This is a genomic window from Massilia sp. MS-15 (genome assembly GCF_020176695.1).
GTDB classification, from domain to species: domain Bacteria; phylum Pseudomonadota; class Gammaproteobacteria; order Burkholderiales; family Burkholderiaceae_D; genus Telluria; species Telluria hydrophila.
In genome coordinates, this window is sequence record NZ_JAIWIA010000057.1 from 1 (window position 1) to 12,596 (window position 12,596).

Consider the following 12,596-nt stretch of genomic DNA (forward strand, 5'->3'; position numbering starts at 1 on the left):
TGCAGGAGTCGCTCAGCAACGTGGCCCGGCATGCGCAGGCGAGCCGGGTATGGATCGACCTGCGCCAGCATGCCGGCACGCTGACGATGACGGTCCGCGACAACGGCATCGGCATCGGCCCGGGCAGCCGCAACCGCAGCGGGTCCTTCGGGCTGGTGGGCATCGAGGAAAGGATCAACATCCTCGGCGGCAGCTTCTCGATCAACAGCGGGCCACGCGGCGGCACCGCCGTCGTCGTGAGCGTGCCGGTCTGCGGCCGGGCGGAAGCAGCATCCACGCTTCGCCGGCAGGCGGGCGCGACGCCGCCCGCGGTGCCGGCCTGAGGTACCGGCCTGAGGTGCAGGCAGCGGCAGCGCGGCCGCTACTTCTTCTTGCCGGCGCCGGCCTTGGCCTGGGCGCTGGCCTGGTACAGGCTGCGCGCGTCGGTGTGGGCGCGCTCGAGGGTGCGCATCTCCGGCTTGTCGTCGTGCGCGACGAAGTATTCCCGGTCCTGGGCGTCAACGACGATCTTGATCGCGGCGGCATCCGCCACCCCGTATTTTTCGACGATCAGGGTGGTCACTTCGTCGAGGTATTCTTCGTAGGTCATGCTGGCCTCTCTTTCGGAAGGCCCGATTGTACGGGAGGCGCGGGCAGCTGCGCCAGCGCCGCCGCCACGTCGGGATAGCGCAGGCGCGCGCCCAGCTCGCGCTTGAGGCGTCCGTTCTCCAGGCGGCGCGACTCGGACATGAAGGACAGCAGCACTGGCGTCACCACCTTCTCCAGTTCGGCGCGCGCCAGGCGCGGCGGACGGGCCAGGCCGCAGGCGTCGGCCACCGCGTCGAAGTACTCGCCCATCTTCAGGCGGGTATCGTCCACTGCATGCACTACCCTTCCGCCGCCGCCACGCAGCAGCGCCAGCGCGACGATGCGCGCCAGGTCGTCCGCGTGGATATGGCTGGTGTACACGTCGTCTTCCGGGCGCAGCGCCGGCGTGCCCTGCGCCAGGCGCTTGAGCGGCAGGCGGTCGGCGGCATAGATGCCGGGCACGCGCAGGATTGCCAGGCGGGTGCCGGACGCGCGCGCCCAGCCGCGCAGCACCCGCTCGGCGTCGACGCGGCGCCAGGCGCGCGCATTGCGCGGCGCCACCGGCCGGGTCTCCGGGACCAGGGCGCCGGCGCAGTCGCCATACACGCCGCTGGTGCTCACATACACCATGCCGGTGGCGCGGCCCAGCGCCGCGGCCAGGTGGCGGGTACGGCGGTCCTGGCGGCCCTCGGCCTGCGGCGGCGCCAGGTGCACCACCCAGTCGGCCAGCCGGTGCAGGCGGCGCAGGGTATGCGGCTGGTCGAGGTTGGCCACGAGCGGCACCGCGCCGGCCGCGCGCAGGACTGGCACCCGCTCGCGCTGGCTGGTGAGCGCGAACACGCGGAAGCGGTCGCGCACCAGGGGCAGCAGGCGCATGCCGACGTCGCCGCAGCCGACGATGAGCAGGCGCGGACGGTGGAAGGCGGAAGGCTGGATCATGGAAGGATCGTGCACGGGTCATGCACGGCAGGGCTGTCTGAAAGCCGACTACTCTAGCACGCCGCCAGGCGTTTCACGGGGCCTGGAGGGCCGGTGTAGAATAGCGGCCACCGCCGCAGCCGGCGCCTGCCGCCCTGTTATCCGCAACCGCAACCATCCTTTCGCCTGCATGACTTTCCAGATCACCGTCCAGCCCAGCGGCCACCAGTTCACCTGCGAGGCCGACGAAACCGTCCTCTCCGCCGCGATCCGCGCCGGCATCGGCCTGCCCTACGGCTGCAAGAACGGCGCCTGCGGCTCGTGCAAGGGCCGGGTCGCCGAGGGCGAGGTCGTCCACAAGCCGCACCAGCAGCGCGCCCTGGGCGAAGCCGAGAAGGCCGAGGGCATGTCGCTGTTCTGCTGCGCCGTGCCGCAACAGGACCTGGTGATCGAAGCGCGCGAAGTGGGCGGCAGCTCGGAATACCCGGTGCGCAAGATGCCGACCCGGATCGCCGCCATCCAGCGCGCCGCGCCGGACGTCGCCATCGTCAGCCTGCAGTTGCCGGCCAACGAGGCGCTGGCCTACCGCGCCGGCCAGTACATCGAATTCCTGCTCAAGGACGGCAAGCGGCGCGCCTACAGCATCGCCTGCGCACCCTCGTTCAGCGGCCCGCTGGAACTGCACATCCGCCACCTGCCGGGCGGCCTGTTCACCGACCACGTGTTCGGCGCCATGAAGGAGCGCGACATCCTGCGCTTCGAGGGCCCGCTCGGCACCTTCTTCCTGCGCGAGGAATCGAGCAAGCCGATCGTGCTGCTGGCCTCGGGCACCGGCTTCGCCCCCGTCAAGGCCCTGGTCGAGCACCTGATGCACCTGAAGTCCACGCGCCCGGTGCGCCTGTACTGGGGCGGCCGCCGCCCGCAGGACCTGTACATGGATGAGCTGTGCCGCGCCTGGGAAACCACGCTGCCCGACTTCCGCTACATCCCGGTGGTGTCGGACGCGCTGCCGGAAGACGCCTGGCAGGGCCGCACTGGCTACGTGCACGCTGCGGTCATGCAGGACCTGCCCGACCTGTCCGGCCACCAGGTGTACGCCTGCGGCGCCCCGGTCATGGTCGAATCGGCGCGGCGCGACTACGTGGCCGAATGCGGCCTGCCGGAGGACGAATTCTTCGCCGACGCCTTTACCACCGAAGCCGACCTGGCCCAGCCTTGAATTCCAGCCGCGGCCTCATGTTGGGCTTGCAACTTGCCAATTGGCCCATATCTGCCATCATAGGACGCGGCCGCGACGCAGCCGCGAGTACGATGTAAGCGTTATGACAACAGGAGCAAGCATATGCAGATCAATGTCAATACCGACCGCACCATCACCAACCGCCAGGGCCTGGACGAACACGTGGAAGGCGTCGTGCGCGGCGCGATCGACCGTTTCAACGACCACATCACCAGCGTCGAAGTTCACCTGAGCAATGAAAACCGCGAAAAAGGCGCCGATGGCGGCAATTCCTGCATGATGGAAGCGCGCGTGCGCGGCTACCAGCCGATCGTCGTGCACGAGCACTCGGACGACCTGCGCCAGTCGATCAAGAATGCCGGCGGCAAGCTGGCGCGCGCCCTCGACAGCGCGATCGGCCGCCTGCAGGACAAGAACAAGCACGACGCGGTGCCGGTCATCGACCCGCTGGCCGACAAGCATCTGACCGACTCCTGATTCCGTTCCGCGCAGGCCCTGCTCCTGGGCCTGCGCTGTCTTGTGCGCGCCCGGCTCCGGGCGCGTCTTCTATCTTCCACCGCCTTCCAGCATCGCGCGCAGCGTGCGCAGGTAGCGCAGGCCCGCCAGCGCGCGGCTGCCGTACCAGGACATCATCTCACCGTCGACCAGGAACACCGGGATCCCCAGCTGCTTCTCGAGCGCATCGGCATGCGTTTCCGTGAAACGGTAGGGCTCGGTGGACAGCAGCACCGCGTCGAGCTGGCCGAGCAGCGCCTCCGACCAGGCGAAGCGTGGATAGCGCGCGCCGTCCAGCACGGGCACGCGCCAGCCGATCTCGGCCAGCATGGCGGCGATATAGGTATCCCCGGACACGCTCATCCACGGGTCCTGCCAGATGCAGTAGAGCACGGTGCGCGGCGGCGCCGGCGGCAGGGCGCGCAGGGCCGCGTATTCCTGCTCGAAGGCGGCGCACCACCGGGCCGCGGCTTCTTCCGCCCCGAATATCCCGCCCATCAGGCGCGCCAGCGCCAGGTTGTCGCGAGGGACCAGCGGATGCGTGATCACGATATGCGGCACCCACTGCGCCAGCTGCTCGACAGTCGGCTTCTCGTTCTCGTCGATGTTTACCACCAGGTGGGTCGGCGCCAGCCGGCGGATCTTGTCGATGTTCACGTCCTTGGTGCCGCCCACCTTCGGGATGGACTCGACCAGCGCGCGCGGATGGATGCAGAAACCGGTGCGCCCGACCAGGTAGCGGGCCAGGCCGAGCTCGCACAGCAGCTCGGTGATCGAGGGCACCAGCGACACGATGCGCGGCGCGCTGGCGGGATGGTGCTGGTGGCCGAGGGCGTCGACCAGGCCGGACGCTGGTATCCGTGGGGGTGTCGGGGGCGCTGTCATGGACGCCATTATGGCGGCCAGGCCTTGTTTCTGGAAATGCCGCGCACGCGCACGAGTTGCGATGAGTTATCATTCCCGGATCGACGATCCTGTAATGACACTTCCCGCACGAGACTACCGTGGACCAGATCGGCACCTTTGGTGCATCGCGCTATCGCCTGCGCGACCTGCAATTGTTTCGCGACGCCGACGATCCCGGCGTCATGGCCGCGCTCGCCCCTTGCGCGCTGGTCCGGGTTGGCGCCGGCCAGCGTATCGAGGACGGGTTGCGCGCGCGGCTCTACATCGTGCTGTCCGGCTCACTCGAAGTGGCGCCGGACGCGCACAGCGGCAGCGACGACAGCGGCGTCACGCGCGTGCTGCCTGGCGAAAGCGTGGGCGAGCAGGCGGTGCTGGACGATGCCGTCAACCTGGCCGCGATGCGCGCGCTGGAAGACTGCGAACTGCTGGTGATCGAACCGGAACTGGTCTGGCAGCTGATCGACCGCTCGAACGTGCTGGCCCGCAACCTGCTGCGCCTGCTGTCGTTCCGGGTGCGCGCCGCCAACGCCCAGCTCAGGCGGCGCCAGAAACTGGGCGAGTTCTACCGCCAGCTTTCGCTCAACGACAGTCTCACCGGCCTGTACAACCGCGCCTGGCTCAACGACATGCTGCCCAAGCTGGCGGCGCGTGCGCGCCAGGACGGCAGCCCACTGTCGGTCATCATGATCGACCTCGACCACTTCAAGCGCTTCAACGACACCCACGGCCACCTGGCTGGCGACGCCGCCCTGTCCTGCGCCGCCGGGGTGATCCGAGAATCGCTGCGCCCCTCGGATTTCGCGGTGCGCTATGGCGGCGAAGAGCTGATGGCGGTGCTGCCGGATACCCAGACCGCCCTGGCCGAGATCGTGGCCGAGCGCCTCGCCGAGCGCCTGCGCGCCACCATGGTCTTTCCCGACATGCGCCTGCCCCTGCCCCACATCACGGGTTCCTTCGGCGTGGCCAGCCTGGTGCCGGGCGCCGACGAACAGGCGCTGATGGCGGCGGCCGATGCCGCCCTGTACCGCGCCAAGCAGTCCGGACGCGACCGGGTCAGCGTCTAGCCCATTCCCGCTGCCGGGGCCTGACGGCGGCGGCTGACGGCGCGCCCATTCTGTGCCACCATGGCGCCTGCCCGCCGTCCGGCGCCCCTGCGACACCAGCAAAAACACATGAGCACGCATACCTTCCTCTGGCACGACTATGAAACCTTCGGCGCGGTCCCGCGCCGCGACCGCCCGGCCCAGTTCGCCGCGATCCGCACCGATGCGGCGCTGAACGAGATCGGCGAACCGATCATGCTGTATTGCCAGCCGGCGCCGGACTTCCTGCCCGATCCGCAATCCTGCCTGATCACGGGCATCACGCCCCAGCACTGCCTGGAACACGGCGTACCCGAACATGCATTCGCCCGGACCATCGAGGCCGCCTTCAGCGAGCCGGGCACCATCGGCGTCGGCTACAACACCATCCGCTTCGACGACGAGGTCACGCGCCACCTGTTCTGGCGCAACCTGATCGACCCGTATGCGCGCGAATGGCAGAACGGCTGCGGCCGCTGGGACCTGCTGGACGTGGTGCGCATGACCCATGCGCTGCGTCCCGATGGCATCGAATGGCCGCGCAAGGAAGACGGCAAGCCGAGCTTCCGCCTGGAAGACCTGACCACGGCCAATGGCCTGGTCCACGAGGCGGCGCACGACGCGCTGTCGGACGTGCGCGCCACCATCGCCCTGGCGCGCCTGATCCGCGACAGGCAGCCGAAGCTGTTCGACTTCTGCCTGGAACTGCGGCGCAAGGACCGGGTCGCCGCCGAGATGGGCCTGCACCTCGACCCCAGCCAGCGCCAGCCTTTCCTGCACGTCTCCGGGATGTTCCCGGTCGAGCACGGCTGCCTGGGCCTGGTCTGGCCGCTGGCCCAGCACCCGACCAACAAGAACGAGGTCCTGGTCTGGGACTGCCGCCACGATCCGTCCGAACTGTTCGGCCTGGACGTCGACACCATCCGCACCCGCCTGTTCACCCGCAGCGCCGAGATGCCGGAAGGGATGACGCGGCTGCCGATCAAGAGTGTGCACCTGAACAAGTCGCCGATGCTGGTGGGGAACCTGAAGACCCTGCAGCCTGCGATGGCGGCGCGCTGGGACATCGACGTCGAGCAGGCGCGCACCCACGCCGCCCTGGCGCTGGAGGGCGCGCGCGCGCGCGACATGGGCGCGATCTGGGCCGAGGTGTTCCGCAAGCCGGCGTCGCCGCTTGAGGTGGACGTGGACGAAGACCTGTACGGCGGCTTCATCGGCAATGGCGACCGGCGCAAGCTGGAATCGCTGCGCCACGAGAAACCGGAAGCCCTGGCAGGCATGCGCCCTTCGTTCGAGGACGAGCGCCTGGAAGAACTGTTTTTCCGCTATCGCGCGCGCAACTTCCCGCAAACATTATCGGAAGCGGACAGGCAGCGCTGGGACGGACACCGCGCTGCGCGCCTGTTCGACGGTGCCGGCGGAGCCCGCACGATCGACCAGCTGTTCGGGGAAATCGATGCGCTGTCGGAGACGGCGGACGAGCGCGCCGAAGAGATCCTCGGCGCGCTGTACGACTACGCGGAAGGCATCGCGCCCAGCCGGATGTGAGGCGATGGCGGCCACGGCGGGCCGCCTTGCCCAATGCGCGTGGCGCTCAGGCGCGGGCGCGGGCGGCGTTGATCGCGTCGCGCGTTTCCAGCGCCACCCGGCGCGCGGCCGCCGCGAAGTCCTCGCCGGCCTGCGGCGCCGCGTACAGGATCGCACGCGAGGAATTGATCATCATCCCGGTGCCGCCGGCCGTGCGGCCGGCCCTGACGGTCGCCTCCACATCGCCGCCCTGGGCGCCGACACCCGGGATCAGCAGCGGCATGTCGCCCACGAGTTTGCGCACCTGCGCGATCTCGTCCGGGAAGGTCGCGCCCACCACCAGCGCCAGCTGGCCGTTGCGGTTCCACTGCTCGGCCACCAGCCGGGCCACGTGCTGGTACAGCGGGCGGCCGCCCACGTCGAGGAATTGCAGGTCCGAGCCGCCCGCGTTCGAGGTGCGGCACAGCACGATCACGCCGCGGTCCGTCCATTCCAGGTAGGGCTCGACCGAGTCGAAACCCATGTAGGGATTGACCGTTACCGCATCGGCCCCGTAGCGTTCGAAGGCTTCGCGCGCGTACTGGTGGGCGGTCGCGCCGATATCGCCGCGCTTGGCGTCCAGCACCAGCGGGATGTGCGGATAGCGTTCGCGCAGGTAGGCGCAGATCTGCTCCAGCTGGGCCTCGGCGCCGAGCGCCGCGAAGTAGGCGATCTGCGGCTTGAAGGCGCAGGCCAGGTCGGCGGTGGCGTCGATGATCGCCTTGCAGAAGCGCACGATGGCGTCCGGCTGGCCCGCCAGTTCCGCTGGAAAGCGGGCCGGGTCCGGATCGAGTCCGACACACAGCAGGGAATCGTTGCGGGTCCAGGCCGCGGAGAGTTGATCGATGAAAGTCACGTCAGGCCCCTTGTCAGTCAGGCATTGCAAACCCAATATTGTACCCGCGGCCACCGAAAACCCTCGGGCACATGGTGCTGGTGCGCCGGAAAATGTTTACATGATGTATATTTTGACCATTCGACAACTCGCCTTCGACAATACGATCATGACGACTTCCCTCTTCTCGCGCTGGACCCGTACCCTGGCCGTCGCCGTGCTGGCCGGCTCGCTGCTGTCCGGCTGTGGCTACAACGAGTTCCAGTCCAAGGACGAGGCCACCAAGGCGGCCTGGGGCGAAGTGGTGAACCAGTACCAGCGCCGCGCCGACCTGATCCCGAACCTGGTCAACACCGTCAAGGGCTATGCGTCCCACGAGCGCGAGACCCTGGAATCGGTGACGCGCGCCCGCGCCGCGGCCACCAGCTTCCAGATCACCCCGGAAGTGCTGAACGACCCGGCCGCCTTCCAGAAATTCCAGCAGGTGCAGGGCGAACTGTCGGGCGCCCTGTCGCGCCTGATGGCGGTCTCCGAGAAATACCCCGACCTGAAGGCCGACGCCAACTTCCGCGACCTGCAGTCGCAGCTGGAAGGCACGGAAAACCGCATCACCGTGGCGCGCCAGCGCTACATCGCGTCGGTGCAGGACTATAACGTTACCGTGCGCAAGTTCCCGACCAACCTGACCGCGATGGTCTTCGGCTACGAGACCAAGCCTTCGTTCACGGTCGAGAACGAAAAGGCGATCTCGACGGCGCCGACGGTCGACTTCGGCAAGTAAGCGGCCCGCGACGATGCCGATCGGAAGCACACTGCCGCGTTCGCTATGGGTCCTGCTGCTGGCCTGCATGCTGGCCTGCCTGCAGGCGGCGCCCGCTTTTGCGCAGATCAAGCCGGTACCGGCACTGAGCGGACGCGTGGTCGACGAGGCCGGCATGCTCGACGCGGCCCAGCGCGAACGCCTCACGGCGGTGCTGGCCGACTACGAGGCGCGCACCGGCAGCCAGATCGCGGTGCTGCTGGTGAAATCGACCGAGCCCGAAGCCATCGAGCAGTACAGCATCCGCGTTACCGATGCCTGGAAGCTGGGACGCAAGGGCGTCGATGACGGCGTGCTCCTGATGGTGGCGCGTGACAACCCGAGTGCGCTGCGCCGGCTGCGCATCGAGGCCGGACGCGGCGTGCAGGGGGTGCTGACCGACGCCCAGTCGAAACGCATCCTGCAGGACGTGATCGCCCCGCACTTCCGCCAGAACCACTATTACGAGGGCCTGGTGGCCGGCGTGGGCGCCATCGCCACCCTGTTGAACGAGGAAAGCTTCCCCGCGCCGGCCCAGCAGGGCCAGCAACGCCAGGCGCAGCAGGAGTCCGGCGGCATCCCGGTGTTTGCGATCGTCATGCTGTTCTTCGGCATTGCGATGCTGCGCTCGCTTTTCCGGCCACGCCGCAGCCGGCTCTCGCCCAACCACTGGGGCCACCGGCGCGGCAGCGGCCTGGGTGACGTCGCGACCGGCATCATCCTCGGCAATGTCCTGGGCGGCATTGGACGCGGTGGCGGTGGCTTCGGCGGTGGCGGCGGATTCGGCGGCGGCGGTTTTTCCGGCGGCGGGGGCGGTTTCGACGGCGGCGGCGCCTCGGGAGACTGGTAATGGACATCGGACAACGCATCCGGCGCGCCTGGCGCCACCTGAGCAGCCGCCGCGGCGAAGCCGAACAGGCCTTCCCGGAAACGACGCTGGGCGCGATCGCGCAGGCGATCACCGATGGCGAACAGACCCACCGCGGCGAAGTGCGCCTGATCGTCGAAAAATCGCTGCCTTTCGACGAGGCCTGGCATGGCGTGAGCAACCGCGAGCGGGCGCTGGCCCTGTTCGCCGATTACGGCGTCTGGGACACCGAAGAGAACTGCGGTGTCCTCATCTACATCAACCTGGCCGAACACAAGGTGGACATCGTGGCCGACCGCGGTATCGACCGCAGGATCGACAGCGCCACCTGGCAGGCGGTCTGCCGCACCATGACGGATGGCTTCAGGCAGGGCCGTTTCCATGAGGCGACGCTGGACGCGGTCGGGCAAGTGAACGGCCTGCTGCGCCAGCACTTCCCCGCCAGCGGCAGCCGCCCCAACGAACTGCCGGACCGGCCCATGATGCTGTAGTACCGCTTGGCGCCGGCCATGCCGGCAGCCGATACAATGGCGGCTTTCCCTTTTCGAAAGCCTGCCATGAGACTAGCCAACAAAACCGCGATCGTGACCGGCGCCAGCCAGGGCATCGGCCTGGCCTGCGCCACCCGCCTGGTGCAGGAAGGCGCGCGCGTGATGCTGGTCGACATCCGTCCCGAAGGCCAGGCCGCCGCAGCGGCGCTCGGCGAGTCGGCCCGCTTCCACCAGGCCGACGTCAGCCTCAAGCCCGAGGTCGAGACCATGCTGGCCGCCACCCTGGACGCCTTTGGCCAGGTCGACATCCTCGTCAACAATGCGGGCGTGACCCATGCCGCCGGCTTCCTCGAGCTCGAAGAAGACGACTTCGACCGCGTGTTGCGCATCAACCTGAAATCGATGTTCCTGTGCAGCCAGGCGGTGGCGCGCGAGATGGTCAAGCGCCAGTCGGGCTGCATCATCAACATGTCCAGCGTGAACGCCGAGCTGACCATCCCGAACCAGGTGCCGTATGTGATTTCGAAGGGAGGCGTCAACCAGCTCACGCGCGTGGCCGCGATCAGCCTGGCGCAACACGGCGTCCGGGTCAATGCCATCGGTCCGGGCACCATCCTGACCGAACTGGCGAAGAAGGCGGTGCTGGGCAGTGCGGAAGCGCGCCACACGATCCTGTCGCGCACCCCGCTCGGGCGCTGCGGCGAACCGGAGGAAATAGCGTCCATCTGCGCCTTCCTGGCCAGCGATGATGCGTCCTACATGACCGGGCAGACGCTGTATGCGGATGGCGGGCGGATGGCGCTGAACTATACGGTGCCGGTACGCGATTGAGGGACAACGCCTGTGACATCAGATATCACTGATATCAATGTCTGGTATCCAATAACTAAATTGGACATATATTTCGCGGCGCAACATAATCTCACCTGTCTCCACTATTCTCCTCCAAGAAAATAGTTTTAAGCCCGCCGCAAGCGGGCTTTTTTTTATGCTTTTTTGCTTGTGCATGAACTTCGCTTTTTCCTCAAAGTTCCGCGAACTTAACTGCGTTTGATTTGCGTCACGTCGTCGTCACAATGCAGGTCTATAGTTGACGCATACGTCTCTTGGCCCGATGTGGGTTGTGCCTGCCGTTTTCGGCAGGCATTTTTTTATCTCCACAGAAACCTTCTGCTAAAAATATCCGGTAGAGCTTGCAGCCACGCGGGATTTGGCTATGATGAAGCTCCAGCCTGCGCTTTGCACCATCCGCAGGCTACGATGACCACACGATAATGGGAGCCTGTCCTATGAACCTGCGTGCATCCGAGACCCCTGCCCCCCCCCCCGACAGCGCCGCGCTGCGCCGCCATGCCGGCGGCACCCTGGTACTGAGCGAACTCGATCCCCTGGCCGTCGTCGACGGCCTCGCTTCAGAGAACGCACCACTCGACCTGCTCACCTTCGGCAACCTGCGCGAGATTTGCCCCAAGTGCCAGTGCAGCCACCTGAAGCTGGTGCTGCGCCAGGAAAGCGTGCGCATGGCCCACCTGTTCTGCGCCGACTGCGAAAGCTGCTTCGACGCCCACTACGCCAACGGCGTTCCCGCGCTCTCGATCTAGTGGCGGTGTGGCGGAACAGGCGGCCGGCATGCTATGGTTGCCGGTATGCCTGAATTCCTGACCCTCCTGCTGCTCGATCCCCGCCTGCGTTCCGCCCGCATCAAGACCGCCCTGCTGCTGTATGCAGGCATCATCGTGGCGGGTTCAATTCCCGGGGCACGCGCCGAGGTCGGCCAGTTCGCGCCAGGCGTGGTACTGCATGGCCTGGCTTATGCCGGCCTGACCCTGCTGTGGTTTTTCGGCAGTACGGGAAGCGCGGCGGCGCGCGCGGCCAAGGCCGTGCTGGCCGTGGCCCTGATGGGTGCCGGCGACGAACTGGTGCAAAGCTTCCTGCCCTACCGCTCGGGCGACATTCGCGACTGGATGATCGACGTCAGCGCCGCCCTCGCGAGCGCCACCCTGCTGGCCCTGCTGGCACCGGCACCAAGGTCCGCGCGCCAGCGCTGACCTCGTACGCAGCGGAAAAATCCCGGCTCCCCATGAGCCGCTTGATCCAGCTCAGCCTCAACCGGGTGAACTGGAACGCTGGCGCGCTTCTCCCCTCTCACTGCGGTGGCACGCGGCATCGTCACGCTTTCGTTGAAGATCCTGACTGAACATCGACATTCGACATCCACCAAAGGAGTCCATCATGAAGCAAAGACAGCAGAGCACGATCCTGGCGGGCGTGCTGGCGGCGGCGCTGGCCCTGTCCGGATGCGCCGGCATGCGCGGCGACGACGCGGCGGGGGGCGGCAGTGGCGCCACCTCGGGCGGATCGGGCGGTACCGGCGGGGCGACCGGCAGCGGCGGCTCGAGCAGCCACGGTGCGGGCAGCGCCACCGATGCCGCCGGCAATCCCACCGGCAGCAGCGGTACCGCATCCGCATGGGAACAATCAGGCAGTTCGGGCAGCGCGGGCGCCACCGCATCCCAGGCCGCGGCGGCGCCCAACAGCACGGTGCTGGCGATCGAAGTCATCCCGCGCGCTTCAGGCAGCATGGGAAGCAGCGGCTCCTCCGGAAGCACCGGCACCAGCGGCGGATCGAACACCTACCGCATTTCGCTGCGCATGGACGACGGCAGCAACCAGGTCATCATCCAGGACCGCACGCCGGACTTCCGCAGCGGCGACCGGGTCCATGTGACGGGCGGCCTGATCCAGCGCTGAACACGGCAGCGCGCCCGCATCCGGGCGCGGCGCGCGCCTGGCCGGTGCGCCCCCGCACTGTCCGCCGCCCGAGCGTCC

The 12,596-nt window shown here is 67.9% G+C and carries 17 protein-coding genes; 12 read left to right on the top strand and 5 right to left on the bottom strand.

Going from position 1 to position 12,596, the window contains the following annotated elements:
* On the top strand, positions 1–323 hold a 323-nt coding region (locus tag LCI23_RS18620), incomplete at its 5' end, for an ATP-binding protein (protein ID WP_235584491.1).
* Positions 324–361: 38 nt separating this feature from the next.
* On the opposite strand, the gene LCI23_RS18625 is transcribed toward LCI23_RS18620, so the two are convergent.
* Positions 362–589: a hypothetical protein gene (locus LCI23_RS18625; protein ID WP_224947947.1), complete on the bottom strand. Its 228-nt coding sequence runs from the start codon at positions 587–589 to the stop codon at positions 362–364.
* A complete protein-coding gene (locus tag LCI23_RS18630) occupies positions 586–1,506 on the bottom strand; it encodes an NAD-dependent epimerase/dehydratase family protein (protein WP_224947948.1) in 921 nt (306 codons plus the stop codon). Before LCI23_RS18630 ends, LCI23_RS18625 begins: the two co-directional genes overlap by 4 nt.
* 169 nt (positions 1,507–1,675) lie before the next feature.
* On the opposite strand from LCI23_RS18630, the gene LCI23_RS18635 reads away from it, so the two are divergent.
* Positions 1,676–2,704 carry a CDP-6-deoxy-delta-3,4-glucoseen reductase gene (locus tag LCI23_RS18635; protein WP_224947949.1) on the top strand — a complete coding sequence of 343 codons (1,029 nt, stop codon included), beginning with the start codon at positions 1,676–1,678 and terminating at the stop codon, positions 2,702–2,704.
* Between the two features lie 123 nt (positions 2,705–2,827).
* Positions 2,828–3,202, top strand: coding sequence for an HPF/RaiA family ribosome-associated protein (locus LCI23_RS18640; RefSeq protein WP_224947950.1), 375 nt, complete (start codon positions 2,828–2,830; stop codon positions 3,200–3,202).
* A gap of 69 nt (positions 3,203–3,271) precedes the next feature.
* On the opposite strand, the gene LCI23_RS18645 is transcribed toward LCI23_RS18640, so the two are convergent.
* Positions 3,272–4,105, bottom strand: a complete 834-nt coding sequence (locus tag LCI23_RS18645; RefSeq protein WP_224947951.1) for a helical backbone metal receptor — start codon at positions 4,103–4,105, stop codon at positions 3,272–3,274.
* A 119-nt stretch (positions 4,106–4,224) separates the two neighbouring features.
* Between LCI23_RS18645 and LCI23_RS18650 the strand changes: the two genes are divergently transcribed.
* Both LCI23_RS18650 and sbcB read left to right on the top strand, forming a co-directional pair.
* A complete protein-coding gene (locus LCI23_RS18650; RefSeq protein ID WP_224947952.1) occupies positions 4,225–5,190 on the top strand; it encodes a GGDEF domain-containing protein in 966 nt (321 codons plus the stop codon).
* Between the two features lie 108 nt (positions 5,191–5,298).
* Positions 5,299–6,756: an exodeoxyribonuclease I gene (gene sbcB / locus LCI23_RS18655; RefSeq protein WP_224947953.1), complete on the top strand. Its 1,458-nt coding sequence runs from the start codon at positions 5,299–5,301 to the stop codon at positions 6,754–6,756.
* 46 nt (positions 6,757–6,802) lie between these two features.
* Here the strand turns inward: sbcB and pyrF are convergent, their stop codons facing one another.
* Positions 6,803–7,630, bottom strand: a complete 828-nt coding sequence (pyrF, locus tag LCI23_RS18660; protein WP_224947954.1) for an orotidine-5'-phosphate decarboxylase — start codon at positions 7,628–7,630, stop codon at positions 6,803–6,805.
* A gap of 148 nt (positions 7,631–7,778) precedes the next feature.
* Between pyrF and LCI23_RS18665 the strand changes: the two genes are divergently transcribed.
* From LCI23_RS18665 to LCI23_RS18680, 4 genes are all read left to right on the top strand, one after another.
* On the top strand, positions 7,779–8,390 hold the full coding sequence (locus LCI23_RS18665) for a LemA family protein (protein WP_224947955.1): 612 nt from the start codon (positions 7,779–7,781) through the stop codon (positions 8,388–8,390).
* 13 nt (positions 8,391–8,403) lie between these two features.
* On the top strand, positions 8,404–9,258 hold the full coding sequence (locus LCI23_RS18670; RefSeq protein ID WP_374041192.1) for a YgcG family protein: 855 nt from the start codon (positions 8,404–8,406) through the stop codon (positions 9,256–9,258).
* Positions 9,258–9,767, top strand: coding sequence for a TPM domain-containing protein (locus LCI23_RS18675; RefSeq protein ID WP_224947956.1), 510 nt, complete (start codon positions 9,258–9,260; stop codon positions 9,765–9,767). Before LCI23_RS18670 ends, LCI23_RS18675 begins: the two co-directional genes overlap by 1 nt.
* Positions 9,768–9,833: 66 nt before the next feature.
* Complete coding sequence (locus LCI23_RS18680; RefSeq protein WP_224947957.1) at positions 9,834–10,598, top strand: SDR family NAD(P)-dependent oxidoreductase; 765 nt, start codon at positions 9,834–9,836, stop codon at positions 10,596–10,598.
* A gap of 18 nt (positions 10,599–10,616) precedes the next feature.
* Here the strand turns inward: LCI23_RS18680 and LCI23_RS18685 are convergent, their stop codons facing one another.
* Complete coding sequence (locus LCI23_RS18685) at positions 10,617–10,775, bottom strand: hypothetical protein (RefSeq protein ID WP_224947958.1); 159 nt, start codon at positions 10,773–10,775, stop codon at positions 10,617–10,619.
* Positions 10,776–11,056: 281 nt separating this feature from the next.
* On the opposite strand from LCI23_RS18685, the gene LCI23_RS18690 reads away from it, so the two are divergent.
* The 3 genes from LCI23_RS18690 to LCI23_RS18700 all read left to right on the top strand — a co-directional run bounded on the left by LCI23_RS18690 (position 11,057) and on the right by LCI23_RS18700 (position 12,518).
* Positions 11,057–11,368 carry a hypothetical protein gene (locus LCI23_RS18690; RefSeq protein WP_224947959.1) on the top strand — a complete coding sequence of 104 codons (312 nt, stop codon included), beginning with the start codon at positions 11,057–11,059 and terminating at the stop codon, positions 11,366–11,368.
* A 45-nt stretch (positions 11,369–11,413) separates the two neighbouring features.
* Positions 11,414–11,815 (top strand): VanZ family protein, encoded by a 402-nt coding sequence (locus LCI23_RS18695; protein ID WP_224947960.1) that lies wholly within the window; start codon positions 11,414–11,416, stop codon positions 11,813–11,815.
* 184 nt (positions 11,816–11,999) lie between these two features.
* Positions 12,000–12,518 (top strand): hypothetical protein, encoded by a 519-nt coding sequence (locus LCI23_RS18700; RefSeq protein ID WP_224947961.1) that lies wholly within the window; start codon positions 12,000–12,002, stop codon positions 12,516–12,518.
* Positions 12,519–12,596 lie beyond the last annotated feature (78 nt).

Coding starts and splice junctions, on each gene's coding strand:
- LCI23_RS18690 (WP_224947959.1), top strand. CDS start 11,057: ATGAACCTGCGTGCATCCGAGACCCCTGCCCCCCCCCCCGACAGCGCC.
- LCI23_RS18640 (WP_224947950.1), top strand. CDS start 2,828: ATGCAGATCAATGTCAATACCGACCGCACCATCACCAACCGCCAGGGC.
- LCI23_RS18635 (WP_224947949.1), top strand. CDS start 1,676: ATGACTTTCCAGATCACCGTCCAGCCCAGCGGCCACCAGTTCACCTGC.
- LCI23_RS18685 (WP_224947958.1), bottom strand. CDS start 10,775: ATGCACAAGCAAAAAAGCATAAAAAAAAGCCCGCTTGCGGCGGGCTTA.
- sbcB (WP_224947953.1), top strand. CDS start 5,299: ATGAGCACGCATACCTTCCTCTGGCACGACTATGAAACCTTCGGCGCG.
- LCI23_RS18630 (WP_224947948.1), bottom strand. CDS start 1,506: ATGATCCAGCCTTCCGCCTTCCACCGTCCGCGCCTGCTCATCGTCGGC.
- LCI23_RS18670 (WP_374041192.1), top strand. CDS start 8,404: ATGCCGATCGGAAGCACACTGCCGCGTTCGCTATGGGTCCTGCTGCTG.
- LCI23_RS18680 (WP_224947957.1), top strand. CDS start 9,834: ATGAGACTAGCCAACAAAACCGCGATCGTGACCGGCGCCAGCCAGGGC.
- LCI23_RS18695 (WP_224947960.1), top strand. CDS start 11,414: ATGCCTGAATTCCTGACCCTCCTGCTGCTCGATCCCCGCCTGCGTTCC.
- LCI23_RS18700 (WP_224947961.1), top strand. CDS start 12,000: ATGAAGCAAAGACAGCAGAGCACGATCCTGGCGGGCGTGCTGGCGGCG.
- LCI23_RS18645 (WP_224947951.1), bottom strand. CDS start 4,105: ATGACAGCGCCCCCGACACCCCCACGGATACCAGCGTCCGGCCTGGTC.
- LCI23_RS18625 (WP_224947947.1), bottom strand. CDS start 589: ATGACCTACGAAGAATACCTCGACGAAGTGACCACCCTGATCGTCGAA.
- LCI23_RS18665 (WP_224947955.1), top strand. CDS start 7,779: ATGACGACTTCCCTCTTCTCGCGCTGGACCCGTACCCTGGCCGTCGCC.
- LCI23_RS18675 (WP_224947956.1), top strand. CDS start 9,258: ATGGACATCGGACAACGCATCCGGCGCGCCTGGCGCCACCTGAGCAGC.